Origin of the sequence: Paenibacillus konkukensis (assembly GCF_023523925.1) — a bacterium.
Lineage (GTDB): Bacteria > Bacillota > Bacilli > Paenibacillales > NBRC-103111 > Paenibacillus_S > Paenibacillus_S doosanensis.
On record NZ_CP027059.1, the window covers coordinates 3,952,196 to 3,977,985 of the forward strand.

At 56.4% G+C, this 25,790-nt stretch carries 17 protein-coding genes; 3 read left to right on the top strand and 14 right to left on the bottom strand.

The features are described from left to right. Window positions 1-112 precede the first annotated feature (112 nt). Entirely contained in the window at window positions 113-1,705 is a 1,593-nt protein-coding gene (locus tag SK3146_RS17000; protein ID WP_249866112.1) for an extracellular solute-binding protein, read from the bottom strand. Window positions 1,706-2,104: 399 nt separating this feature from the next. Next, a complete protein-coding gene (locus SK3146_RS17005; protein WP_249866113.1) occupies window positions 2,105-3,727 on the bottom strand; it encodes a helix-turn-helix transcriptional regulator in 1,623 nt (540 codons plus the stop codon). 118 nt (window positions 3,728-3,845) lie between these two features. Between SK3146_RS17005 and SK3146_RS17010 the strand changes: the two genes are divergently transcribed. Next, on the top strand, window positions 3,846-5,147 hold the full coding sequence (locus SK3146_RS17010) for an IS1380 family transposase (protein WP_024982794.1): 1,302 nt from the start codon (window positions 3,846-3,848) through the stop codon (window positions 5,145-5,147). Between the two features lie 153 nt (window positions 5,148-5,300). On the opposite strand, the gene SK3146_RS17015 is transcribed toward SK3146_RS17010, so the two are convergent. The 8 genes from SK3146_RS17015 to SK3146_RS17050 form a co-directional block, all read right to left on the bottom strand. Continuing rightward, window positions 5,301-5,945, bottom strand: coding sequence for a hypothetical protein (locus SK3146_RS17015; protein WP_249866114.1), 645 nt, complete (start codon window positions 5,943-5,945; stop codon window positions 5,301-5,303). A 381-nt stretch (window positions 5,946-6,326) separates the two neighbouring features. Beyond that, window positions 6,327-7,721 (bottom strand): amino acid permease, encoded by a 1,395-nt coding sequence (locus tag SK3146_RS17020; protein ID WP_249866331.1) that lies wholly within the window; start codon window positions 7,719-7,721, stop codon window positions 6,327-6,329. A 365-nt stretch (window positions 7,722-8,086) separates the two neighbouring features. Continuing rightward, on the bottom strand, window positions 8,087-15,007 hold the full coding sequence (locus tag SK3146_RS17025; RefSeq protein ID WP_249866115.1) for a putative Ig domain-containing protein: 6,921 nt from the start codon (window positions 15,005-15,007) through the stop codon (window positions 8,087-8,089). Window positions 15,008-15,046: 39 nt separating this feature from the next. Then, window positions 15,047-15,568 carry a phage tail protein gene (locus SK3146_RS17030; RefSeq protein ID WP_249866116.1) on the bottom strand — a complete coding sequence of 174 codons (522 nt, stop codon included), beginning with the start codon at window positions 15,566-15,568 and terminating at the stop codon, window positions 15,047-15,049. 16 nt (window positions 15,569-15,584) lie between these two features. Beyond that, a complete protein-coding gene (locus SK3146_RS17035; protein WP_249866117.1) occupies window positions 15,585-16,097 on the bottom strand; it encodes a phage tail protein in 513 nt (170 codons plus the stop codon). Between the two features lie 46 nt (window positions 16,098-16,143). Continuing rightward, the gene (locus SK3146_RS17040; RefSeq protein WP_249866118.1) at window positions 16,144-16,656 is read right to left on the bottom strand and encodes a phage tail protein; all 513 of its coding nucleotides are present in this window, start codon (window positions 16,654-16,656) and stop codon (window positions 16,144-16,146) included. A gap of 30 nt (window positions 16,657-16,686) precedes the next feature. Further along, complete coding sequence (locus tag SK3146_RS17045) at window positions 16,687-16,986, bottom strand: DUF6916 family protein (protein WP_249866119.1); 300 nt, start codon at window positions 16,984-16,986, stop codon at window positions 16,687-16,689. An 11-nt stretch (window positions 16,987-16,997) separates the two neighbouring features. Next, on the bottom strand, window positions 16,998-17,471 hold the full coding sequence (locus SK3146_RS17050; protein ID WP_249866120.1) for a GNAT family N-acetyltransferase: 474 nt from the start codon (window positions 17,469-17,471) through the stop codon (window positions 16,998-17,000). A 280-nt stretch (window positions 17,472-17,751) separates the two neighbouring features. Here SK3146_RS17050 and SK3146_RS17055 point away from each other — a divergent pair, with 280 nt between their 5' ends. After that, the gene (locus tag SK3146_RS17055) at window positions 17,752-19,416 is read left to right on the top strand and encodes a PhoX family protein (protein WP_249866121.1); all 1,665 of its coding nucleotides are present in this window, start codon (window positions 17,752-17,754) and stop codon (window positions 19,414-19,416) included. 415 nt (window positions 19,417-19,831) lie between these two features. Here the strand turns inward: SK3146_RS17055 and SK3146_RS17060 are convergent, their stop codons facing one another. After that, window positions 19,832-20,722 carry a LysR family transcriptional regulator gene (locus tag SK3146_RS17060; RefSeq protein ID WP_249866332.1) on the bottom strand — a complete coding sequence of 297 codons (891 nt, stop codon included), beginning with the start codon at window positions 20,720-20,722 and terminating at the stop codon, window positions 19,832-19,834. A gap of 145 nt (window positions 20,723-20,867) precedes the next feature. Here SK3146_RS17060 and SK3146_RS17065 point away from each other — a divergent pair, with 145 nt between their 5' ends. Next, window positions 20,868-21,815: a DMT family transporter gene (locus SK3146_RS17065; protein WP_249866122.1), complete on the top strand. Its 948-nt coding sequence runs from the start codon at window positions 20,868-20,870 to the stop codon at window positions 21,813-21,815. Between the two features lie 125 nt (window positions 21,816-21,940). Here the strand turns inward: SK3146_RS17065 and SK3146_RS17070 are convergent, their stop codons facing one another. The 3 genes from SK3146_RS17070 to SK3146_RS17080 form a co-directional block, all read right to left on the bottom strand. Beyond that, on the bottom strand, window positions 21,941-23,557 hold the full coding sequence (locus SK3146_RS17070) for a type 2 periplasmic-binding domain-containing protein (RefSeq protein WP_249866123.1): 1,617 nt from the start codon (window positions 23,555-23,557) through the stop codon (window positions 21,941-21,943). A gap of 120 nt (window positions 23,558-23,677) precedes the next feature. Continuing rightward, window positions 23,678-24,562, bottom strand: coding sequence for a carbohydrate ABC transporter permease (locus SK3146_RS17075; RefSeq protein WP_249866124.1), 885 nt, complete (start codon window positions 24,560-24,562; stop codon window positions 23,678-23,680). A gap of 17 nt (window positions 24,563-24,579) precedes the next feature. Further along, window positions 24,580-25,560 (bottom strand): ABC transporter permease, encoded by a 981-nt coding sequence (locus SK3146_RS17080; RefSeq protein WP_249866125.1) that lies wholly within the window; start codon window positions 25,558-25,560, stop codon window positions 24,580-24,582. Window positions 25,561-25,790 lie beyond the last annotated feature (230 nt).

Here is a 25,790-nt window from a genome sequence, read left to right on the forward strand (position 1 = left end):
TATCTCGTCTCTGTGCGCAGCCTGCGGCCGATAGAGGGCTCCGCTCGCTGCGGGAAGCTCCCTATCGACTCTCCGGCCGCCTGTCCGCCGCGCTCATAGGACGCGGAGAACGTTATTTTTTCATATTTTTGTAAGCTTCCGTCCGCTCCTTCTTGATCTCGTCCCCGCCGCTCGACATGTAATCCTTCATCATCGCATCGTACACTTTATCAAATTCGTCGGGTTTAGCCATCATGCACTTGACGAGCATTTCCTCGTATTTATCCAGCAGCACCTTGCCGTACTTCACCTCGGCCTGGATCGGACGATCGAAGCGAAGCGGCGCAATGCCGTCGGCGAGCCCGTTCTGGTACGAGATTGCCGCATCCGCGCGGAATGCCTCCGGCACGGCCAGCGCCATCGCTTTCAAGTTTTTCGCATTGTCGCCAAGATCCAGCCCGTTCGATACGAGCCTCATGTCGCCGGAGTTATACAGCAAATTTTTGGTCGCCTCGTCGTCCTTCACAATCGGAATGCCATCCTGGAGCGTGTAGTTTTTGCCTTCTTCGCCGTTGGTCAGACGGTTCAGCACATCCTTCTGAGCCATCCAGTTCAAATATTTCATCGCGGCTTCGCCGTTCTTGCTCGTCTTGGGAATCATGACGTACATCCCAGCCGGCTGATAGGCGGGCTTCGTATGCTTGCCTTCCTCGTTGGTATACGGATCGATAGGCGTAATTTTGGCTCCCTGCACGTTCTTCTGCAAAATGCCGACGACTTCCGGCGCCGTGCCGTAGCTTTGCCCCGCATCCTCGGCGTACATGCCGACCTTGCCCGTCATAACGTCCTGCTGCAGCTTCTTCTTGTCTTTGTCCAAAGCGAAGTCCGGCGAAATCAGCCCTTCATTGTACAGCTTGTTGAGAAATTTGACGCCTTCCTTATGCCCCGGCATCAAGGTCGGCTTGTCGCCGGACCCGAGCAGCTGCATAAGCGTATACCGTTCTTCTTCCGTCGTTTTCTTAATAAACGGCCATATGATCGGCTCATAGGAAGCCGGAGCAAGCGAGAAGCCCAGCGGGATCGTGCCGCTGCCGCCCGGATTTTTCTCTTTGAACGCCTTGAGCGTGTTATACACTTCCTCCGTCGTTTTCGGAACCGGCAGCCCGAGCTTGTCGAGCCAGTCTTGACGGATCATAGAAGAATATTTGCCGAGATAGACGCGCTTGGCCGGAATCGCGTACTGCTTGCCGTCGAACTTGCCGTAGTTCAGCGTATCTTCGCCGAGGTAGCTCTTCAGGTTGGCGCCGCCTGCGGCGAGCAGCTCGCCCAAATCCATCAACCCGCCCTGCTGGACGTATTTGTACACGAGATTCGGGTCGTACGTAAAGACGATATCCGGAGCGTCTCCGCTCGCCATCAGGACGTTCAGCTTATCGACCTCCTGCGCTCGGGGAACCGGAACGAATTCCAGTTTAATATGATTGGGGTCGCCGAACGTCTCCTGGACCCACTTGGTCACGAGATTGTTCGTCACCGTCATGCCCGCCGGCGAATTTCCGCGGTCGAACACTTCCACCTTCAAGGTCACTTGTTCTTTGGAACCGCCGCCTGCCGCCGCTCCCGTCTCTGTTTGCTCCCCTTGGCTGGTACAACCGATCAATAAACCGAATGCCGCAGCTGCCGTTATTACCGATGCCGCGTTTCTTTTAAGCGCTTTCTTTTTCAAGGTGATTCATCTCCTCTACTTCATTGACTTCGGTACCCTCGCCTCGCGCCCTCGCTCTTGCTGTGCATGCTGCTGTAACTGCCGTACCGGTGGAGGACCGGCGGGATGTAATTTAAGTTATACAGGGCGCGTCGGAGAAGGGTCAACCAACATGATTCTTTGCGGCAAACCAATTCTCCGAACAAGCCCGTCCCGAGCCGACCAACCGTTTTCCGCGGGCCAACCGTTTTCCTTATCGGCTGCGCAAACCGCCTGGCGACGCGGCTTAACGGCTTTTGCAAGCCTCTGCGCAGCCCAGTCGTCAATGCGGTCATAGCCTGCTGCAGGAGGAGCATTGCTAACCATATAGAAGCGGCAAGAAGGCGCCTCGTGCGCGCACGGGAGCCTTCCGCTTCACCCTTATTCGGCTTGCATATATTTGCGGTAATCGCCGGGCGTGACGCCGACGACTTTCTTGAAGGTACGGCCGAACGAGATCGAATGCGTATATCCGACCTTCTCGGAAATGTCCTGCAGCGGCAGCTCCGTTTGCAGCAGCAGCCTTTTGGCCTGCTCCATCCGCAAATTCATAAGAAAATCGACGAATTTCATGCCGTAAGCCTCTTTGAACAGCTGGCTGGAATATTTGGCGTTGACGTTAAACTGATCCGAGATCAGATTCAGCGATAAGTCCGGATTGGCGTAGTTGTCTTCAATATAGCGGCGAATCTCGTTCACCAGATGATGATGATTTTTGGCGTCCCTTACGGATACGTAATGGCTATGCAGCTGCTTTAGCGAAGAGGCGGCCGTCGGCAGCAGCTCTTCTAATGTTTCGGCCGTTTCCAGCGCTTCCGTCAGCCGCGGCGCGACCGTCTCATGCCAATAATCGGCGACTTCTCCCGACAACCCGTCCAGCGTCCGCTCCAGCAGCCGAGCCCAGTATTGCAGAAGATGGACGATCTCCGCCCCCTTCAGCACGTCCTGCTCCAAGCATTCCGCGAATTGATCGACCTGAAGCTGCCAGCCGGAATCGGCGATTCGGAAGTCCTGGCTCATCGCATCCATCATCTGGAAATATTTATGCGTATCCCCTTGTCCGGCGGCGGCAATCTCTTCATACCGGATCACCTGGTTGTTGCCGAGCGACATCTTATATTGCAGCGCGGCCGCCGCTTCCTCGAAGGAATTGCAAACCTCGGACAGCCGGACGGTGCTTCGCCCGGCGCCGATCGTCAGCGAGAACTTCAAGTTCACCGCCACCCAGGTGCGGAACCGGTCGAGCAGATCGTTCACCTCATCGGAGCGGTCTTTTCCCGGCGTATCCAGCATCAGCAAGATCGAGAGCCGCTTATCGGAAATCCACTCCGCCCAAATCGTCAGCCACTCGGGATCGGACAGCTCCTGCACGACGTTTGTGAGCGCGAATTTAAGCAAATTTTGATCGGTTAGACTGTAGCTTCGCTGGAAGGCCGCAAACCCGTCAATTTCGGCGATGCAGACATTGAGCTCCGTATACCGGTCGGGCAGCTTGAAACGATTCATATGCGCAGCCCATTCGGCCTCGTCCATCGGCGTTCGGCCCCCTAGCCAATCGAGAAAAAACTGCTTGCGCCGGACGATCAAATCCTCCTGGTACTGCTTCTCGTAGCGGCTCGTCTGATCCATCAGATTCTCCAGCACTTTACCGATGAAGGCGAACTCGTCGCTGCCTTTTCCTTTTAATGGATTGCGGCTTTGGTATTTGTTGATTTGCTGCATGATGCCTTCGATCGGCTTGTAATTGCGGCGCGTCACGTATAGCGTATATACGACGCTGAACAGCACCGTCAATATGCCAATCCCCAGCCATATATGGGAGATTGCCGATACCCAGCTGAACATGCGCCCGCCCTTGATCCCGCTGACGAAATTCCAGCCGACGACGCCGGAATGAATATCCGTCACGACGCTTCCCTGATCGGCCAGCGATTTGCGGTCGAGACGCTGCCCCGCCCTCTCGACCGGGTACACCTGCTGTCCGCCCGCATCGATAATATCCATAAAAGTGATCCTGAATTTCGAAAGTACTGCGCATTAAAAACATAAAAAGGGCTCCAAATCTTTGGTAGAATGGTGTTTGTCCAGGACAACATCACCCAAAGAGAGGAGCACCTTTTAGGTGAAGTCTACCACACCGGTCAGCAAAATCAAGAGCGAATTTTCGCTGCAGAACGCCACGAGTTTCGGCGGCGTCAAAATCTTTTTGGCCTATCTCGAAAAAATCAAGCTCGCCGAGGCCATGCAGCGCCTTTCCGGCGGCAAAGCGCACAACGCCATTTTTCCTGTTCATCGCATCCTGCTCTATCTAATGGTTGGCTGGATGCTGGGCTGCGGGCGTATTTTTCATTTCCGCAAGTTACAGCACGATGTGTTGCTTTGTCGTTTTCTGGGAGGCCGTCTGCCGCATCACAGTTTGCTGTACAAGGAGCTCGCGCGTCTGGGCAGATCCTGCCCGCAGCTCCCGACGGAACTGCGCAAGCTGAATATGGAAATCATTCATCTCTGCTTGCCGTCCAAGCCAATCCTTGATCTGGACTCCTCGGTGGAGACGGTATACGGGGAGCAGGCCGGCGCGGCCAAAGGCACCAATCCGCATAAGCCCGGACGAAACAGCTACCATCCGTTGCTGGCTTTTGAAGGGCAAACCCACTTGAATCTGAATGCGAGGCTTCGCCCCGGCAACACGCATTCTTCAACCGACGCAATCGACTTTTTGCAGCAAACCTTCGCACTGCTCGGCGAGCGCCAAGTGGCGTACGCCCGGTTCGACAAAGGCTTTGGCGGCGAGGATTTCTACCAACTGTGGGAAGGCCGCAAGATCGGTTACGTCGGCAAAATGAAATGGACCAAACGCCTCGCAAGCGACGTGGCGGCTTGTCGCTACTGGACGCGCTATGTCGACGAGGACTGGATCATCGAGGGCATCACTTTGATTTACAAAGCTACGTCCTGGAAAAAGCCCCGTCGCGTAGCGGTCATTCGTAAGACGCAAGTCTGCGAAGACGGTCAAGGCCGCATCGTATTCGACGAGGACTGGCAGTATGAAGCGATTGTAACCAACCTGGAGTGGGAACCAATTGACCTATGGCGCTTTTACAACCAGCGTTGCTGCATGGAAAATTACATCAAAGAGGCGAAAGACGGTTTTTCCATGGACCGGATCGCGACCAGTGATTTTGAAGCGAATGAAGTCGATCTGCTGATCAAGTTGCTGGCCTACAATTTGTTCGAACGCTTTAAGCGCGATTGTTGCGAACCGATGCATCAGGGTTATACGATTGCAAGATTCCGACTGGAGTTCTTTCATTGCGCGGCGACGCTTGTTCGGCATAGTCGCGCGGTCGTGCTCAAGCTGATCAAGGATTTCGACGGTCGTCATGCATGGAAACGAATCGAAGCCAAAGTGGTTCAATTGGAGTGACGGCTTCCAACATTTCACATGGAAAACAACAATGCCCCTTTTCTGGGGAGGGGGGAGTTATCCCCATGTGGATATTGGTTTCAAAATTTCGCTGGTCCCACTCCCACTTATTCACAGTTGTTGATCCGCTCCTGGATGATCGCCACCGCATTCTTATGCGCTTTCGAAATTCAGGGTGATATCTCCGTTGATCATCTCGTCCACAATGCGCAAGAGCGAATCGACTCTGACGTTCACGACGATGATCCCCTGATTGCCGAAGGGGAGCAGCGCTTTTTTGCTCATCGAAATCACTTTCTCTTTGGATTGCAGGCTCAGATCCGAATACATCCGCACCTCGGACCAGCCCGTATTGCTCGGCTTGCTCAGCGCCTGCTCGACGAACGGTTTATCCTCAAAGCCGTCCAGCTTCTGAATGGAGTTCGTTGTCAGCACCAGCTGATCGCGCGCCCTGTACAAATAAATCGACTGGATCATCGGATTGTCGTCCATGATTTTATGCAGTTCTTTGGATGTCTCGTAGTGAAGCATTCCCGCATCGGAGCCGTTTTTCGGTTCAAAAAATTCGTACAGCACATCGCTGTTCCCGGCTTCCTCCAAAATGACGCGCTCGACCGATTTCAGTGAGGTTTCGATAAAATCGATGACATATTTGGCAAATATCCGGTTAGCCTTCTCCGTCTCTTTAATCGAAAACTCGCTTATCATGGAAACGGATACAAAAATAATGATGCTGACGGTGATGAATAAGATCGGAAAATACGACATCAGCAATCGATTATACCAAGTCTTTTCCATACGCCTATATGCTCCTTAAACAATGAATTGTCCTATGCAAAATAATAAAATCAGCTTCGGCCCGCCGCCTGAGCAGGGTTGGCCGGACGACTCGCGCCGCCAGTGCTGTCATTATACAGCGGAGCCGCCGGCAGCGACAAGCTTCGCTTCGTTCTGTTTCCTCCTTGTTCGATAGCATCCGTCCGTGATGAGCTTCTATTCTTTGTACCTTAATCGCGGCATTCCGGCAACCAACTCTTTTCCGATCGACCAACATTTTTCCGGCGGGACCGCCGAGGGCACGGACTATTCACGGAAGCTTGCGTGCAGACAAGCTATGCAACACAAATAACGCACAGGCTTGACCGCCCATGCGCTATTTTGCCGCCGAGTTATTTCCTCTTATTCGTCCGTCTCTGCGAAATGGCAGTCTTCCGGACTCAGCACCTTCGTCTTATATTTCCATTTATATCCTAACCAAATCGCCAAAAATAGCGGAATGCCGATATAGGAGGCGAATAAATAAGCCCAATCGATGCGGCCGTCGGCAATCGCCTCCATGCATTGCCCGATAATGACGACGACGCAAAGCACCGCCGCCAAAATCGGACCGAACGGAAACCACTTGGCCCGGTAAGGCAAATCCTTCAGCGACTTGCCATGAGCCAAATACGCTTGGCGAAAACGGTAATGGCTGACGGCAATGCCGAGCCAGGCGATGAAACCGGACATCCCGGACGCGTTCAGCAGCCATGTGTAGACGAGGCCGTCGCCGTAGAAAGACGACAAGAACGCGAACATGCCGAGAATCGCGGTCGCCAGCAGCGCAAAGACGGGAACTCCGCGGCGCGACAGCTTGGCCAAGAAGCGCGGCGCCTTGCCTTCCTCCGCCAGCACCCACAGCATCCGGGTCGACGCGTACATGCCCGAGTTGCCCGCCGACAGAACGGATGTCAAAATGACGGCATTCATAACCGACGCAGCCATGCTGAGGCCGGCCTTCTCGAACACAATCGTGAACGGGCTCTGCGTGATGGCGTCGCTCGACAGACTTTCGTTCGTATAAGGGATAAGCAGACCGATTACGAGGATCGCCAGCAAGTAGAACAGCAGTATGCGCCAAAATACCGTTCGGATCGCCCGCGGCACATTTTCCCGCGGATTCTCGCTCTCGCCCGCCGCTACGCCGACCAGCTCCGTCCCCTGGAAGGAAAAGCCGGCCGCCATAAAGACGCTGAGCGCCGCGAGAAAGCCGCCGTGGAACGGCGCGTCGCCGATCGTCCAGTTATGGAACCCCGCCGCTTGCGGCTGCGACCAGATGCCGATGATCATTAGCAGGCCGACCGCGATAAAGATAATGACCGTAATGACTTTAATTAGCGCAAACCAAAATTCCGTCTCCCCGTAGCCTTTGACCGACAGCAGGTTCAACGCGGTCATCAGCGCCAAAAACAATGCGCTCCATACAAAAGACGGGCTGTCCGGAAACCAAAATTTCATAATTAGCGTTGCGGCCGACAGCTCGGCGGCAATCGTAATCGCCCAATTGTACCAGTAGTTCCACCCCAGCGCGAAGCCGAAGGCCGGATCGACGAATCGGGTCGCATACGTGCTGAACGTGCCGGATACAGGCATGTATGTAGCCATTTCTCCCAAGCTCGTAACGAGAAAATAAACCATAATGCCGATGGTCAAGTAAGCAAGCAAAGCTCCTCCCGGGCCTGCCGTATAAATAGCGCCGCCGCTTGCCAGAAACAAGCCGGTTCCTATCGATCCCCCCAGCGAGATCATCGTCATATGCCGGGCTTTCAGCCCTCTATGCAGCTTCTCCTGCTTCAAAAAAGAACACTCCCTATCTTCCTTCGTTCGCCTCTCGTCCCAGTGCCCTTTTCTTGGAAAATAAACATAGCCCGCTCCGCACAATGAAACGGGCGAGTCTGCGATATCTCCATATAATATACAGCATATAGCATAATCGGGCGGCGCCGCTAATTCAACTACAAAATATGACAATGGTCAATTAATTTTTAAAAAAATTAAAACCTTCTATATTTTGCTTCTTCAGGAAGCATTCCATTCCTTGCGCCGCGGCGGACGCCGGAAAAGCGGCAAGCCGGTTCAGGGGGCCGTTGCCCTCCCGAACCGGCTTGCGCCAAGCTTCGTTACAAATATTGCGCTGCCTTCAGCAGCCGGTACAGCATCGCCGCAGCCTCGGCACGGGTTGCCGATTGACCCGGATGAAACATCCGCTGCTGATCTCCTTCGATGATACCGGCCCGTGCAGCCTGCTCCACGGACGCTTTAGCCCAATCCGCGATCAGCGGCTCATCGGCAAAGGCCGATTTCTCCTGGCCTGCCGGTTTCATCCCGATATAGGCCATCGCCCGCGTCATCATGACCGCCAGCTCTTCGCGAGTCACGGTTCGATCCGGACGGAACGAGCCGTCCTCGTAACCGTCAATTAGCTTCGCCTGGTAGGCGGTGTTTACCGCCGCGGCAAACCATTGGCCGTCGACATCGGTAAACGGCGCTTTCTCCCGGGCATCGCCTAGGCCAAGCGCTCTGACCAGCAGCGCCGCCCATTCGGCGCGCGTCACGGTGCCGTCAGGATCGAAGCTGCCCTCGGAGCGGCCTTGGACAATCAGCTTCGACGCGAGGATTTGGACCGTCTCCCGGGCCCAATGGCCGCTTAAATCACCGAACTTCACAGGCGTGTCCAGCACCGCATAGATGCCTGTGCCTGGGCTTTGAAGGTTCAGCTTGGCAGCGGAATTGCCGCCAAACGGCTCGAACGCGGCAGGCGCGAACCGAAGCTGCTGCGCCGCCGAGTCCCAACGGACTCCGGCAGCCGTATTCGAGTTCACCGCATCCGTCAATAGAAGCATCCGAATGATGACGCCGGTTAAACCTGTCGCATCCGTTTCATTGCCTTTTCCATCGACTTCGCGAACGGAGAAGACAAGCGGCTTAGCCAGCTCCGTGCTCCCGAGCGCGCTTATCGCTCCGGCAAGTCGTCCCTTCGTCTGGGCATCCGGCTCGCCGATCCCGATACGGATCTTGAGCCCGTCCGCATCGCCGGTTCCAAGCTGGCCGGCCAGCCGTTGCGGGTCTATCTCCTTCAGCGGGAGCTCGATGACGCCCGCTGCCGTCTGGAAGACGATTTTGAGATCGGCATTTCTCGATAGCATGTCCCGGATGACATCCGCCGTCAGCTCAGCGGTTCCCGAAGCTCCCGCCGTTTGCAGCAGAACTGCGCCGCTGCTTATTTCATCCGCGGAAATCATGACCGTTTGCACCGTTCCGTCCCCCGGCGTAATGTTCACCGGATACTCCGAGTCCGTCTCCGGCGTTGCCGCACCGGAAGACGAGGACGGACGGCGCGAGCCGCTGTTGGCGGATACGACGACCAGCGCAGCTTCGGCCGACTGCCCTCCGTAGGTCGCCGTGATCACCGTGTCGCCCGGAAGCAAGCCGGTGATCAGCCCGCCGCTGCCGATCTTCGCAATAGCCGCATCCCGCACCGTATACGTTGCCAGATCGCTTATATCCAGCACGCTGTTATCCGACAGCTTCGCCGTCACCGCAGCGTACTGCTGCTGTCCCGCGCGCAGAGCGTACGAGGCTGCGCCGAAATGCAGCTCCTCAATCCGTACGCCGCCGCCGATGACATGAACGACGGCCTGAGCCGTCAGCGTCTCGCCGAGGTAACTATATGTTGCGCTCAGTACTGTCGCCCCAGGGCCGACTCCGAACACCTTACCGCCGGCATCAACGGTCGCAATCTTCAGGTCTTCCGTCCGGAAATGAACGCCTTGCGTCAACGGATACATGCGGCCTTCATACGTTGCGGAGACGACCGTAGTCAGAGCTTGCCCGGCCTGCATCTCATAGGATGGTTGCCCGAAGGCGATCGTCATGCCGCCGGAAGGCTCCGGCTCCGCTTCAACAACGACGGCCGCCGTGGCCGTCTGCCCGCCGAAACCGGCCGATAATACGGCCTCTCCCGCGCGCAGTCCCTTCAATACCCCTTGCCCGTCCATCCGGGCGATATCCGGTTTGTCGAAGGAATAGATCGCCGCGTCCGTCACATCTTTCAGCTCGCCGTCGGAATAATGCGCCGTCACTTGAACGGCTTGAGTCTGACCCGCTCCGAGCCGATATGACGGCTGCGACAAGGTCAGCCGTTCCAGCTCGGAACCGACGCGAATTTCCGTTGCCGCCGTTTGATTGCCGTACACGGCCTGCAATACTGTCGTTCCCCTCTTCAATCCGGTAACGGCCCCCGAGCCGTTAACTGCGGCGATCGACGAATCGGCGATCCGATACGTCACACCGTCGGCGATTTCTTGGGTTAACGTATCCGAATATTTCCCGTTCAGCACCGTTTGCTGCTGCTGTCCGGCTTTCACCGTATAACCCGATGTTTCGAAGAATATCGCCGGATCGATTCGAATCGTCGCGCTGCGGCTTGCCGCCGCTCCGCTGCCGTCGGTTACTTTCACCGTGAAGCCGGATGTTCCCGCTTCGACGGGCACGCCGTAGACGGCGGCGTTAACCGATCCGTTCGCCGTCCCGAACGTAAGTCCCTGCGGCAAATCGCCTTCCGCCGACCAGTTGTAGACGCCGCTGCCGCCCTCCGCCGACAAGGTCCATTGCGGATAAGGCTGCCCTACCGTACCGTCCGGCGCCGCCAAAGCTTCAACGGATAACGGCGGATGAATCTTTAAGCTTAACGCTTGGGATGCCGTCGCGCCGTTGCCGTCGGTCACGCGAATCGTGAAGCTGCTGTCGGCGGCCTTGACCGGCGTTCCGTAAACCGCTCCAGCCACCGTGCCTCCGCTTACTTCCGTACCGAACGAAAGTCCCTCCGGCAGCGTTCCGTCCAGCGACCATGTATAAGCGCCGTTGCCGCCCTCCGCAGTGAACAACCGCTTCGGATAAGCTGCGTTCGCCGTGCCTTCCGGCAGAGGCGACGCAACTAGCTGCAGCCTAGGATTGACCTTCAGCGTCATATTCTGCTCGGCGACCGCTCCGTTGCCGTCGGTCACGCGGATCGTAAAGCTTGCCGTGCCCTCCGCTACCGGCGTCCCTTCGATCGCCTGTGTGGAGGCGCCGAAGACGAGACCGTCCGGCAGCGTACCTGTCAAGGACCATGTATAGACGCCGCTGCCGCCTTGCGCGCGGAATGCCGCGGCCGGATACGGCACGCCAGCCGTGCCTTCCGGCAATACGGGGGATGCCAAGATCAGCGCCGGGGCGATTTGAATTGTGAATGCTTTCGTTTTGACGACACGGTTGCCGTCCTCCACTTGCAGCGTGAACGTAAAGGCGCCTTCCTTGGCCGGTATCCCGCTAATTTCCGATCCGGCAAGCGTCAGACCGTCCGGCAGGCTGCCTGCGGCAACCGACCATGAGTACGTGCCGTCTCCGCTGCCGCCCTCCGCTTCCAAAGCTTGCGCATACGCCGCGGATAAAGTTCCTTCCTTCAGCGCCGCCGTTCGGATAGCAAGCCCCGGATTCACCTTCAGCGTGTAATCCCGGGTTGCGGCCGCGCCGTTGCCGTCGGTCACCTTGACAGTGAAGCTGCCGGTTCCCGCAGCGGCCGGCGTTCCGCTGACCTTCGCCGTGGCCGGATCGAAGCTGAGACCCGCAGGCAAATCGCCGGCAATGGACCAAGTGTAGACTCCGTTACCGCCAGCCGCGCTGAACGTCTGCTCCGGATAAGCCTCGCCGACCGTCCCCTCCGGCAAGCTCGTCGCGTTCAGCATCAGCTCCGGATTCACCTTCAGCATCAGCGCTTGCAGCGCCGTTACGCCGCTTCCGTCCGTTACTTTCACGGTGATAGGGAACGTGCCGTCAGCTCCAGGCGTTCCCGCAAGCTCGCCGGTCGCTCCGTCGAGCGTCAAACCGGCAGGAAGCGATCCGGTCGTCACCGACCAGGTATACGTTCCGCTGCCGCCCGCCGCGCGGAGCGTCTGCGAATACGCCGTCCGAACCGTTGCTTCCGGCAAAGAAGCCGTTTCAATCGTCAACGGCGGATGAATGAGCAACGTCAGCTCCTTCACGGCTTTCACTCCGTTCGCGTCCTCCGCCTGTACCGTGAACGCGAACGTACCGCTTGCCGTCGGCGTTCCGCCGAGCTGTCCGGTGGAGCCGTCCAGCGTAAATCCGGCAGGAAGCGATCCGGAAGCGATCGACCACTGATAAGCCCCTTCTCCTCCGGCTGCGGCAAGCTGTACGGGAGCGTATGCAATGCCTACGGTTCCTGCGTGCAAGCTTGGATCGTCAATGACCGGCTTCGCTTTCACCGCCGTCGTGTCTTCAGCAGCGCTGTTGGCCGTATTGTACTCCCCTCCGCCGGATACGCTCACCGCGTTAACGAGGCTCGGCGGCGCATCCTCCGCTACGTTCACGGTAACAAGGATCGGCGGGTAGCCGGCTCCCGGCGCAAGCGCGTCCGACCTTGTGCAGCTTGCGCCGCTGCAGGTCCAGTCCGGCCCGCTCATGGTTGCGAGCGTCATGCCGGCAGGAAGCGTCTCGCTGACCGTCACCGTTCCGATCGTGGCGCCGCCGCCGGCATTGCTCACCGTAAGCACATATCCGGCGCCGATCTGGCCTTGCGTGAAGCTGCCGGCATGCGCGACGCTGATCGTGAGATCGGCTGCCGGAGCTATTATTGTCGGATCGGCTGCGTTGTTATCCGCAGGGCTGGTATCGCCTCCGCCGGACACAGCCGCCGTATTGATAACGATCGGCGCCGCGTTAACAGCGACATCGACCGTCACCGTGATATCCGGGTACGCGGCCCCCGGCGCAAGCGCGTCCGATCGGGTGCAGCTTGCGCCGTCGCAGGTCCAACCGGTTCCGCTCATCGCGCTTAGCGTAAGCCCCACAGGCAGCGTATCCGTTACAGTTACAACGCCAGCCGCGGCTCCGTGCCCTTCATTCTTCACCGCGATAGTATACGCGGCGCCTCTCTGGCCCTGAACGAAGCCGCCCGCATGCGACTTGGCGATCTTAAGATTCGGCACCCCGATAATAACGGTAGGGTCCTCCGCCGTATCGTTCCCGGGATTTGCATCCCCGGCAGTCGACACCGAGGCGGTGTTCACCACATTCGCCGGTGCGTCGGCCGCCGCTTGCACAGCTACCGTAATCGCAGGATAGCTGGCTCCCGGGTTCAATATATCGGCACGGGTGCAGCTCTTCGCCGCAGTATCGCAAGTCCAGCCGCTGCCGCTTAGCCCCGCCAAGGTTAACCCCGCAGGCAGCGCATCCGTCACCGTCACGGCTCCGGCGGTCGGACCTTGTCCCTCATTAGTGACGGTCAGGGTATAAAGCCCCGGCAATCCTTGCGTGAAGGAGCCCGTATGCGACTTCGCAATCGATAAATCCGGAGGGGCCACGACCGTCAGCGTGAACGAAGCGCTCACCGACTGCGGCTTGCCCGACGCCAGACTGTCCATCTGCACCGTAATGACGGCGTTTCCGCCCTTGTCCGCCGCAGGCGTCACCGTGATCGTACGCGAAGCCCCGCTCCCCGTTACCGTAATGCTTCCCGCAGGAAGCAGCGCGGAAACCGGGGAGGCTGCCGTCACGTTGGCCACCTGCGCTTCGTCTCCGAGCGTCAGCGGGATCTGAAGCGTCGTCCCCTGAGGAATCGATTGATCGGGCAGTCCTTCGACGGCTCCAATATCGACACGGCTGCCCGTTTTCCTCGGGAACCCTCGCTGATCGAACAGCTCCGCTTTCGCGTTATTTCCGGCTCCTCTGGCCGGACTGGCCGCGGTCAGCGCATGAGTTTCGCCGATGCCTCCGCTCGCTGCGAGCGGCAGCAGCCCCGGTTCGCTCACATCGATCTGATTGCCGTTCACACCGGACTGCAATCCGCCCGATCCTCCGAGACCGAACAGATTGGAGCTGCTGGACGAGTCGAACGAGCCGCTTCCCCCGACATTCCCGGGATTGCCTCCCGCCGCCAAGTTCCCCGCAACGATCGAATTATCGATAACGGAGGCACCTTGCTCCAAGTCAATTCCGCCGCCTGCTCCGTCCGCCTGATTGTTATAGACCGTAGCATGCCGGATCGTTGTCGTCCCCGAATAATGCAGCACGAGCAGGCCTGCGCCGTTGCGCTTGGCGGTATTGCCGCTGATCGTCGTATTTGTGATCGCCGCGGGCCGGTTCAAATAAATCCCGCCCCCGCCGCTGTTCGCGGAATCCTTTCCATCAGCCTGGTTGCGTGAAATGGTACTGCTGTCGATCTTCACGCTCCCCAGCGCAGCAGCCGTCGGAACGAGAGCCAGACCGCCGCCCAAGCCGTTCTTCGCTATGTTTCCGTCGATGAAGGAGCGGCTGATATCCACATCGAAGTCGCCCTCGAGAAACATCCCGCCGCCTTTAAGATCGGCCTGGTTATTCCTGACAACCGTATTGCGAATCGTCAGCTTGCCCCCGGGCTCGCCCGCTATGTTCATTCCGCCGCCGTACAAATCATTGCCCGTCGCCGTATTGCCGCTAATGATGCAATTATCGATGGTGATGCGGCCGGAGGAAGCGATATAACCCGAGATGCCCGCGCCTCCGTACGAATCCCCGTTCGCATAAGACGCGGCGCCGCCGCTGATCGTCAAAGCGTTTAGCGTCACGTCGTACACACCGCTTGCCGAAGCGTTGATATCGATGATTTTCTTAGCCGTCGTCCCTGCCTTCGGCTTGATCACCGTACTGTTCGGGTCGCCCTGGGGATCGCCGCCCGCCCCGATGATCGTCACGCTGCTGTCGATCAGCAGCGGCCCCGATTCCAGCTCATACGTGCCGGCAGGCAGGACAATCGTGTTCGCGCCGCCCGCGGCGTTGCTTTTGGCAACGGCCGCCCTGACCGTACATTGATTCGGCGTATCGCAATTACCCGCGGAATCGGAGTAATTATTGACTTCTATCGGAGCCGCCGAAGCATAAGCGGGCGCAATTAATGAAGATAACAGAAGCACGAGGACGATGCCCAAGCAAAGGGCCAGCCCCCGGAAAAACCCAGTGAAGAAGCGCCTGTCATCCGATGTTCGACTTGAAACGTCATCCATCCGGTTTCCTTCTTTCTAAAGTATTGGTTCGCCTGCTCATCAGCCTCGAGGAGGAAACACTCCCTGTAAAGCAATGATGTAGTTAAGCCCCAAATAAGGCTGCATATTATTATGCGGCTGATTGCCTCCCGCCGGAAGCAGCGCTTCATGGCTCATGGCCGGCTTGTTGTCTCCCGTTCCGTAAGCTTGTCCTGTAACCCGCCCGGGCGTGGCGGCCCACAGTGAGCCTTCGACCGGATTGTTATCGGCGGGCGGCCCGTAATAAACCTCATGGTTATGCGCGGGCAGTTGGCTGTTAAGCAAGGTTACCGTCTGGCTTCCCCCGGATTCCCCAGGGCTCCGGAGCGTTAGGCCCGGTCCTTGGCGGGGGTGCATCGGTGCCCTTCCCATCAGATTGGGCAAAGCGAAGGTTGATTTCCCGTCCCCTCCGTATGTGGTGCCCAGCAGGGAAAACAAGGCGGTGTTTTGCGCAATCGATAACAGCTGCCCGTTGCACAAAGCCCAGCCTTTGGGCGCAAAATCACCTGCAAATATGCGAATTTCCGCAACAAACGGGTCCATTCGTCATCCTCCGTTCCTAGGTTCTTGAAGGAAAAATTCCTTGAAGCGCAATGCAAAAGTTCAAAGTCAAATAAGGCTGCATATTTTCGTGCGCCTGGCTTCCGCCGGCCGTTTTGACGGCAGCCGCGCTCATTCGCGCGTTATAAGTCGTGTGGTAGGAGCTGACGGCCGTTTTGGCCCATAGATTGTTTTGCGGTGTTTTGGAAGTGGCCGTATCGCCGCTCGCGGTAACGGCATGCGTGTGCGTCGGCATTTCGCCGATCGTCAAGGTATGAGACGCCTCCCCTGCCGCCATGCCCAGAGTAATAGTGCTTTCCCCAGGCACTTCCCTTGTATGGATCGGTACCCTCCCCTGCAGGTTCGGAAGGGCGAACGTCCTGACGCCGTCCCCGCCGTAGACCGTTCCCAAGATGGAGAACAAAGCGGTATTTTGCGAAATCTGCAGCAATTGCCCGTTACACAGTGCCCAGCCTTTGGGCGGGAACGGGAACGAAAACAAGGCGATTTGCCCTAAAAACGGTTCCGACATCAAGCTCAGCCTCCTGTTCTTTTCTAATCGTGAATCGATCTATACTTCAGCCCTGACTCGGATATATGCCATACAATGAAATAATAAAATTCACGCATAAATAAGGCATAAGATTGTCATGCGGCATGTTATTTCCCGACAAACCGAGCGCTTGGGGATGCATCGTTCCCGCCGGCGAGCCGCCTCCGAACTGATCGAGGGTGGAATTGGCCCATATCGCGCCGTCAGGCATATTCGTCGTTCCCTGCTCGGTCCAAACTGCAGCGTCATGGCCGTGCGCAGGCATTTGGGACGATACCAGCGTCACCTGCTCTACTCCCGCCTTCTGTCCGAGCACGTACGTATTCCCTGCGTTGTTTCCCTGATGAACGGGAATTCTCCCTCTCAAATCCGGAAGGGCGAATGTCGTTCGGCCGTCCCCTCCGTACGTCGTCCCGATTAAATAATATAACATTTCATATTCGCTAATGGATAGCAGCTGACCCTCGCAAAACATCCATTCTGCCGGGGCGAAGCTACCTGCAAACATCCGGATTTCCCCCACATACGGCTGACCCATGATCTATCCTCCCTGCCTTGCGGCCGCTAATTATCCCGTAACAAGCCGGTTGAACACAATTTCGTACAAAAATCCGTCCTTTCCCTTGCCGACGGGAACCATGAACAGGTCCAGCTCGCCCAGTTGTTCATGGTTCATTCGATACATCTGCTGCGGCAAAAACGGCGCTTCCGGCCCTTTAAGCAGCAGAGAAAACTGCTCCGCTTGAGGGGAGGCCTGCTTCACCTCGACCTCGGTCAATTTCAACTCAACCGGCCCCGAATCGCTCTCCGCTTGAAATCGGCTGTATAACACGCTTTGAAAATCGGCTAGCGAATCTTTGCTCAACACCCGTTGCCTCCTTACCTTTTATGAAAATGCTTCCATTGCATTTCATCATATACGCCTTCGGCCTTCGTCGTCCGGAACCCCAGCCGTTCATACAGCGATTTCGCCCGGCTCGCGCTCTGCACGTGCAGCAGGATCGGCCTTCCGGATGCCTGCGCTTCCTCCTGCAGCAGTTGCAGCAGCGCCGTCCCGGTTCCCCGGTTTTGCGCATCCGGCAGCAAGGCGATATCGACCAGAACGATGAAGCCCGTCTCCCTCGCTACCAGCAAAACGCCGATTCTCCGGCCGTCCTGCATGACAAGCTGCGGCTTCGCCTCCGCATAGCGGGATGCATACGACTTCTGCCGAAACTGAAATTGCATGGCCAGAAAAGCATGAATTTCCTCCGTCCCCCACCCCCAGCCGCTGACTTCTTCACTTCGCGTGCTGACGTACAATTCTAGTAAAAAGGTCTCATCGTGTACAGCGGCTTCTACTAATTGCAGCATGGCGGCTCCCCGTTACTTATGTATTCCAGTGAAAATGATGTCCGTTTTTTCGCTGTTAGCAAACTTAACATATCACAATTGGGCATCACCGTGAAGTGCTGAAACGCCCAGTCTAGGCTAAAGATTTTATCAAATTTTTAAACAAGCGGCTCCCCCATTCCATGTAAAAACAATTTATGCTATTTTTAAACTATTATCATCGAATCTATTGATTCGCGTCTATCGATTCGCACTCGCAAATGTAAGGAAAATTTGATTATGCATACATAAGGAGCGACCCATGAGCGAAAAAAAACCGATTTCCCGCCGAACCTTCCTCGCCTATCTCGGCACCGGCGCCGCCGCTATCGTAGCCGCCTCCTCCGGCTTGGGCGCTTTTCAGGGCAAAGCCTTTGCCGCGGATGCGTTATTTTCATTGCAAACGAATAAAATTACCGACGCCTTCCAGCCTATCGAGCCGGCCGCAAACGGCGAGCTGCTTCTGCCGAAGGGCTTCAAAGCCCACGTCTTGGCGGCATACGGGGATTCGATCAATCCGAAAGGGGATGTGTTCGGGTACGGCAGCTCGTTTACCCGCTTTTTTCCCATCGACGGATCTAATGTGAAAGGTTTGTTATGGGTCAACCACGCGTCGGACCATCACGGGCCGCACAACGGCAGACGGACGGACGGGCAGCTCAGCTTGGCGCAGATAAAAGCGACGCTTGCCAACCAAGGTGCTTCCATTATCGAAATTTATCGCGATCAGGACGGCGATTGGAAGATGGACACGGAATCCGCCAATGCCCGCAGAATCACCGGCTATGATCCGTTCGAGCTGACGGGGCCTGCCAGAGGCTCCCAATCGGTTCACGGCGCCGCCACAGTGCAGGGAACGGTCGTGTGCGGATCGGGAGTGCAGACGTTGTGGGGCACCGTTCTCTGCGGAGAAGGACGGTTCGGGGCGATCGGCCGCGATACCGGGCTCGACCAGACGCATTACGGCTGGATATGGGAGGGCCATCCAGGCGATCGCTCGTTCCAGCTGCGCAAGCATACGGCGCTCGGACGCTTTCAGCACGGCGGGGCGGCCATGACCTTAAGCAAGAACGGCCGCGTGGTCGTCTATATGGGCGGATCGGCAGCGCATGAGTGCATCTACAAATTTGTCAGCAAAGGAACCTACGCCGCCTCCGCGGGGAAAGCGAACGCAGAGCTGCTGACCGAAGGCAAGCTGTACGCCGCCGACTTGGAGAAAGGCCAATGGATTGAGCTGACTATCGAAGCCGTACGCCGGACGCTCGACGACAGCGACTTCCGGGTGCCGAGCCCGCTGAATAAACGAAAAGAAACACTGACGGACCTATTCCGGGAGCAAGCCGACGTGCTCACGCATGCCCATGAGGCCGCAGTCATTCTGGGAGCCACTCCTACCGACCGCCCTGCCGGACTGGCGCTCCATCCGTCCGACGGCAGTCTATACGTATCCCATACGAGCCACGCCCGCCACGGCAATATTCACGGCTATATGAACCGCGTGATCGAGAAGAACGGCGATCCGGGAGCGGACAGCTTCGATTTCGACGTCGCTTCCGCCGGAGGAAGCTCAAGCGGCTACAGCTGCCCGGAATCCATGTCGTTCGACAGCAACGGCAATCTGTGGACGGCTTCCGACATGCCTGCGGACAAGCTGAATCAAGGCACGATAGCCGCGTTCAAAAACAACGGGCTGTATCTTCTTCCCGCGTCAAAGAAACAGGGCGGCTCTGCGCTTCAGTTCGCTTCCGCACCGGGCAGCGCACATTTTGCCGGCCAAAGCTTCGCTCCGGATGAGAGGACGCTGTTCTTGTCCGTGCAGCAGCCGGAGCCAGGGGAATCCGCGCCATCATCCGGAGCTTGGCCGAATCGGCCGGGCGACCGCGCTCCGCTGCCCGCCGTCGTCGCGATTAGCGGCTTCCATGCCTAGCTTCCCTGAACGGCGGAACCGGCTCTGCGGCACCTGTCGCCGATAGAGGTTCCGCCGTATGTTTCCGGAACAAATCCCCCAAAAGCCATCCATGCCGCCGACGCGGCACCACAGACAATGGAAATGGGGTACCAAGAGTAATTTCCAGGGTAGTGACGTGATGCTCTGAAGCTTATTCCGTCCGCATCCAGCCTAAGCTGGATCGGCGTCTAACCATTCCTCTGGGATCGTTCTATGGGTAGACTTTCCTTTCGGGGGAGCCCACGGATATCCACAGGAAATTGCTGCGCATCATTTCCTAAACAACAAAAAAGCGCCGTTCTCCCGGCTTTGCGCATCAGCTACACAGCTTGATGCGCTAGGCTCCGGGGAACGGCGCTTTTGAGCATGACGCCCCGTCGCGCATGCCTTGCGTCTATTTCGCTGCGGCCGACGCAGCAGCTCCTGTATCGCGGAAGGTATGAACCGCGTTCAGCAGCTTGCGCATCGTGCCGCTGACCTGCGATTCGCGGCGCCGGATGAAGACGGTCGTGATGCGGCTGTACTCCTCGGGAATTTCGAAGCAGCGAATGTTTCCGGCCGCTTCCAGCCGAGCCGCCGCCCATCTCGGCACCAGCGAAATGCCGAGCCCCGAAGAAACCATGGCAAGGATCGTTTCGAGCGTACCGAACTCCATCACCCGGGAAGGAGCGACGCCCTGCTCCGCAAGCCACAGCATCAATCTCGCGCGGTAGCCGCAGCCGTTGCGGAACACGAGCAGCGTCTTGTCGACGCACTGCTCCAGCGCGGCAAACTCCTCGTCGTCTCTGGCGATCAGCACGAGTTCGTCCTCGACCAGCTGATCCTGCTCCAGATCCGGGTGGCGGATCGGTCCGGTGACGAACGCCCCGTCGAGCTGATACTGCAGCACCTCGCTCATCAGATGCTCCGTCACGCCCGTAACCAGCGACAGATCGACGCGCGGGTACCGCTTGCAGTAGCCGGACAGCAGCTCTGGCAGGCTGGACACCGTCTCGACCGTCCCGATGAGGAGCGGGCCCGACGGGTCTTCCGAGTCGTGGAACGACTGCTTCATTTCCTCCATCAGCCGCAAAATTTTTTGCGTATATTCCTGCAGCTTGCGCCCCTCCGAGCTTAACGCCACGCCTTTGCGGTGGCGGTGAAACAGCGTCGCTCCGAGCTCCTGCTCCAGATGCTGAATACGCGCCGTCACATTGGACTGCACATAGCTCAGCTCTTTTGCCGCTTTGCTGACGCTGCCGTGATCGGCCACCGTCTGAAATATTTTCAAATCGTTGATGTCCACAATCCCGCTCCCTTTCTGCCACTCCATTTATATCAATAGTAATGATGTTACTCATCATTTTCAATCATTTTACATGATATAAATTTGGCAATATGATAAACATCGTGTGATTCGCATCAAAATGGAAGAAAGTAGGATGACTGCAATGAGTAAAGACCGCGTCATGAAGGGCGCCTTCATGTGCCTGTTAGCCAGCGTAGCGTGGGGAGCGATGTTTCCCGTAGCCGAGAGCGCGTTTACGCGACTTGATCCTTTTTACTTTACATTAATTCGCTATTCCTCGGTTTCTGTTATTTTGCTCATTCTGCTGTGGGTGAAGGAGGGCCGCAAAGCGCTGAGCTTCGAAGGCAAAGCCAAACAGCTGTGGTTCTTCGGCACCATGGCCTTTACCGTCTATAATCTATTGATCTTTTGGGGACAAAATCAACTGGGGACCTCGGGCGTCATTCTGGCTTCGGTCATGGAGGCGCTCATGCCGATCTTATCGGTACTGGTGCTCTGGATATATAAACAGCGCAGGCCCGAAGCGCCGACCATTCTCTGTATTGTCGTCGCGCTGATCGGATGCTTTATGGTTATTACCAAAGGGGATCTCGGGGCTTTCTTCGTACAAGGCGGCGCCTTTCCGGTCATGCTCATCTTTGCAGCCGTACTCGGCTGGGTTATCTATACGATCGGCGGCGGCCAGTTCAAAGACTGGTCGGTGCTGCGGTACTCTACGCTGACCTGCGTCCTGGGCACGGCCACGTCGGCCGTTATCGTTCTTACGCTGACGGCGTTCGGCGTGCTGCACGCTCCTTCGGCGCAAACGATAATGTCCACGGGCTACGAGCTCAGCTTCATGATTATTGTCGCCGGTCTGATGGCGCTGATCAGCTGGAATGCCGGAATCAAGCTGCTGACGCCGATTAACGGCATCCTGTTTATCAACTTCGTCCCGGTGACGACGTTTATCATTACGCTGCTGCAAGGACACCAGATGACGGTGTACGACGTCGGCGGAACGCTGCTTATTATCGCCGCGCTGATCGGCAACAACTTGTACCAGCGGCGCAGAGGAAGCCTGGCCGCCGCCGCGGGGGCTGCGCATTGATCATAATTAAGAACTCAGCGAAAAACCACCGATAAGGAGCCAACCTAATCACGGTGGTTTTTTCGCTTGTTCAGCCAAGCATAAAGACGGCCCCGCTCGAATAGCCGGGACCGTCCCATATGCGATTATTTGGAAGAGTTGTAGCGATCGTACACGGTTTGATAAATCTTCATCATTTTATCCAATCCCATGTCGTTAAGCTTCTTCACGTAGTCGTCCCATTCCTGGTCGATGCCGCCCGACATCATCCATTTGGCTGCCATCTTGCCGACATAACCGTCGATATCGGTCAAATATCTGGCGATTTGATCATTTTCTTCGGCCGTAAAGTACGTTTTCGGGAAACCGTTGCTTACGAGAAACGGAGCGTAAGTGTTATCCACATCGACTTTGGAGCGCTTGCCGGTAGGCGTAGTGACCTTCATATCGAACACTTGGTTCGTCAAGCCCCATACCGAATAGGCGGTCGGAGGCACTTGTTTGAACTCTTCCTCGTTGGCTCCGGCAGGAAGCGGAATTTCATCGTACTTGCCGTCCGTGCGTTCCTTCAGACTGTCGCCGCCGATGACGCCGCTGTTAAATTGCAGCGAAATCTTCGGATCGAACGAGTAGTCGATCCAGCGGATCGTCGCCTCCGGATTTTTGTTCACGTTCGTAATGGCGAAGGAGCCTCTGAACAGAATGCCCGCAGGATAGTCGGCCCAGATCGGCTGCCCGCCAGGTCCCTTCAGCGGCGGCATCGACACATAGTCCTGATTGCTCGGATTCCAGTCCATTGCAACGCCGACGATACCTTTGCTCGTCTTCGCATTGAACACCTTGGCATCCTGCGTAAAGCTCTCCTGATCGGCCAAGCCTTCGGAGAACAGCTTGTTGACGAACTTGATCGCTTCCTTGTACTGCGGCTGCACCGCCGTGTATACGACTTTATTGTTGTCGATGGACAGGTGGTTGTGCCCGACTTTGTGAATGTCGCGGTCGAGGATGCCGAACGCTCCGAAGAACGAGTTGATGTCGGTGTTGCTGCCGTTATTTTGAACGAACGAAAGCGGAATTTGGTCCTTCTTGTTGTTGCCGCCAAGGTCGTTTTCCTTGAACGCCTTCAGCGTCGTATACAGCTCGTCGATCGTGGTCGGCATCGGCAGGTTGAGCTGATCGAGCCATTTTTTATTAATAAACATCGTCGATTTGGTTCTCGCGTACGTCTCGTTGATCGTAGGCAAGGAATAAATATGTCCGTCGGGAGCCGTCAGCTGCTTGCGGTACGTCGGATTGTCGTCCAGCAGCTTCTTAATGTTAGGCGCGTACTTGTCGATCAGCCCTTCCAGCGGGATCAAAATGCCCTGCGAGCCGTATTTGACAATATCCGTATCCTCGCTCAAAATGCCGTGTCCGTAAAATGCGTCCGGCAGCTCTCCCCCGGCGAACAGCAGGTTTTTCTTGTCTGCCCAGCTGCTGCCCGGTGTCAGGTTCCAGTTGATATGGATATTCGTCTTCGCCTCAATGTCCTGGAACAGCTTATAATCGTTCAAATCCTTGCCTGAAGGCGGCTTGAAGCCCGCAAAATTCAGCGTCAGCTTCTCCTTGGCAATCGGAAAATCCGCCGCATTGATATTGCTCGGCAATTCCCCGGTTTTCTTGTCCCCATTGTCCGCGGCGCTTTTGTCTCCTCCGCAGCCCGTCAGTCCGACTGCAACCGATAACGTTAATGCCGTCAAAGCTACTGGCCATTTTTTACTCATCGACATGTCCCCCTTGTTTATCGTATACAATATATAAGTTAGCCGGGCCAACGGGGAAGCGGCTTCACCCGTTCGCGATCGGCGATAAATAGCTGTCTGCCATGCGCATATACCCGCAGTTTACCCTTTCAGCGAGCCTACCAGCGCCCCTTTGACAAAATAACGCTGCAAGAACGGATACAGCACGAGCACCGGCAAGCTGGATACGATAATAATACTGTATTTCATCAGTTCCATCCGCTTCTGCTGCTCCTGCGAGCCGTCGATCATATCCTGCAGGTCGGAGCCTTCGTTCATAATCAGTATGTTGCGCAAAATAACCTGAAGCGGCTGCATGCTGTTGTTTTTCAAATAAATGAGCGCCTGGAAGTAGGAATTCCAATGCCCTACCGCATAGAACAGCACCATGACGGCCACGATCGGCAGCGCCAGCGGAATCGCGATTTTGAAGAAAAACTTCATATTCGTGCAGCCGTCGAGCATCGCCGACTCCAGCACTTCGCCGGGAATATTCGACTGGAAGAAGGTGCGGGTAATGATTACGTTAAAGACCGAAACCGCGTTCGGAATGACCATCGCCCAAACCGTGTTAAGCAGACCCAAATCTTTGACCAGCAGGTAGGTCGGAATTAGCCCCCCGCCGAAGAACATGGTGAATACGATGATAAACATAAATACGTTGCGGCCCACCAGGTCGGTTCTCGACAAGGCGTAGCCTGCCGACACGGTCAGCACCACGTTAATGGCCGTGCCGAGAACGGTATACACCACCGAGTTGCGGAAGCCTACCCAGATGGAAGCCTCCGACAGCAGCCGCTGATACCCGTCAAAGGTCAGCTGGTCCGGGAAAAAGAACAGCTTGCCGGAATAGATCAAATCCGGGTCGGTCACCGACGCCATGATGACGAAATAGAGCGGGTAGATGACCATAAGAAGCAAAATCGAGATCAATGTATAATTGCACACGTCGAAGGCGATGTCGGCCTTGGTTTTTGCCAGCTTCATCTTATCTTGTCACTCCTCTACCATAGGCTCGTCTGCTTAAGCGACTTGGCGATTTTATTGACCGAAATCAGCAGAATGAAATTGATCACGTTGTTGAACAAGCCGATAGCCGCGGCATAGCTGTACTGCGCCTGGACAAGACCCGCTTTGTACACATAGGTCTGGATCGTCTCGGAGGCGTCGACGTTCAGCTGGTTCTGCATCAAATACACTTTTTCGAAGCCTACGCCCATCATATTGCCCACATTCATGATCAGCATGATAATGACGGTCGGCATAATCGACGGAATGTCGATATGCAGGACGCGCTGGAGCTTCGTCGCTCCGTCAACGACGGCCGCTTCGTGCAAATCCGGGTTCACCGCGGTCAGCGCGGCCAAATAAATGATCGTCCCCCAGCCTACGCTCTGCCAAATGCCGGAGAACACGAACACGGTTTTGAACCAGACGGCCTCCCCCATGAAAAAGATCGGGTTGATTCCGAACAGTCCGAGAAAGGTGTTCACCGCCCCTGTCTTAGGCGACAGAAGCAAATATACGATCCCTACGACGACGACCGTCGAAATAAAGTGGGGCGCGTACGTAACCGTTTGCACGACTTTCTTAAAACGTTCGCTCGTCAGCTGATTAATCATCAGCGCCAAAATAATCGGCGCCGGGAAAGCAACTAGCAGCTCGTACAAGCTGATCCCGATCGTGTTCTTAATGATCGTGCCGAATTGATACGATTGAAAAAAACGGTCGAAATTGTCGAAGCCCACCCACGGGCTGCCGCTATATCCTTTGATCGGATTGAAGTTTTGGAACGCAATTTGCAGGCCGTACATCGGAACATAATGAAAAATAATAAAATAAGCGAGCGTCGGCAGCAGGAGCAAATACAAATCGTAATTGCGGATGATGAATTGAAGCTTTTTCACCAGTCCGGATTTGGACGCCTGCCCTCTGCCCGGCTTGATCATAACGCCTGTGCCGGCCGTATCGTTTGGTTGAGCCATCGTTGAACGTTCACCTCCACTTGATGTCGTTGCATGCGTTGTGAAATCGCTTGCTTTGCATGATTTTATTTAACACCGGAGGCGCGGCGGCTGTATATAAGCGAGATCCATCCGGCGGCTATGCGAAAATTGACCTTGGCGCGCTTTTTAGGCGAATCGGCCATAATTGACCTCGCATATGTCGCTTTTGTCGCCGGAAACGGCAAACCCCGCTCTACAGTCGGGACAGG

Excerpts from the sequence above, each read along its gene's own strand:
- SK3146_RS17005 (WP_249866113.1), bottom strand. The coding sequence starts at position 3,727 with ATGGATATTATCGATGCGGGCGGACAGCAGGTGTACCCGGTCGAGAGG.
- SK3146_RS17015 (WP_249866114.1), bottom strand. The coding sequence starts at position 5,945 with ATGGAAAAGACTTGGTATAATCGATTGCTGATGTCGTATTTTCCGATC.
- SK3146_RS17020 (WP_249866331.1), bottom strand. The coding sequence starts at position 7,721 with ATGACGATGATCTCGCTGGGGGGATCGATAGGAACCGGCTTGTTTCTG.
- SK3146_RS17025 (WP_249866115.1), bottom strand. The coding sequence starts at position 15,007 with ATGGATGACGTTTCAAGTCGAACATCGGATGACAGGCGCTTCTTCACT.
- SK3146_RS17030 (WP_249866116.1), bottom strand. The coding sequence starts at position 15,568 with ATGGACCCGTTTGTTGCGGAAATTCGCATATTTGCAGGTGATTTTGCG.
- SK3146_RS17035 (WP_249866117.1), bottom strand. The coding sequence starts at position 16,097 with ATGTCGGAACCGTTTTTAGGGCAAATCGCCTTGTTTTCGTTCCCGTTC.
- SK3146_RS17040 (WP_249866118.1), bottom strand. The coding sequence starts at position 16,656 with ATGGGTCAGCCGTATGTGGGGGAAATCCGGATGTTTGCAGGTAGCTTC.
- SK3146_RS17050 (WP_249866120.1), bottom strand. The coding sequence starts at position 17,471 with ATGCTGCAATTAGTAGAAGCCGCTGTACACGATGAGACCTTTTTACTA.
- SK3146_RS17055 (WP_249866121.1), top strand. The coding sequence starts at position 17,752 with ATGAGCGAAAAAAAACCGATTTCCCGCCGAACCTTCCTCGCCTATCTC.
- SK3146_RS17065 (WP_249866122.1), top strand. The coding sequence starts at position 20,868 with ATGAGTAAAGACCGCGTCATGAAGGGCGCCTTCATGTGCCTGTTAGCC.
- SK3146_RS17070 (WP_249866123.1), bottom strand. The coding sequence starts at position 23,557 with ATGAGTAAAAAATGGCCAGTAGCTTTGACGGCATTAACGTTATCGGTT.
- SK3146_RS17075 (WP_249866124.1), bottom strand. The coding sequence starts at position 24,562 with ATGAAGCTGGCAAAAACCAAGGCCGACATCGCCTTCGACGTGTGCAAT.
- SK3146_RS17080 (WP_249866125.1), bottom strand. The coding sequence starts at position 25,560 with ATGGCTCAACCAAACGATACGGCCGGCACAGGCGTTATGATCAAGCCG.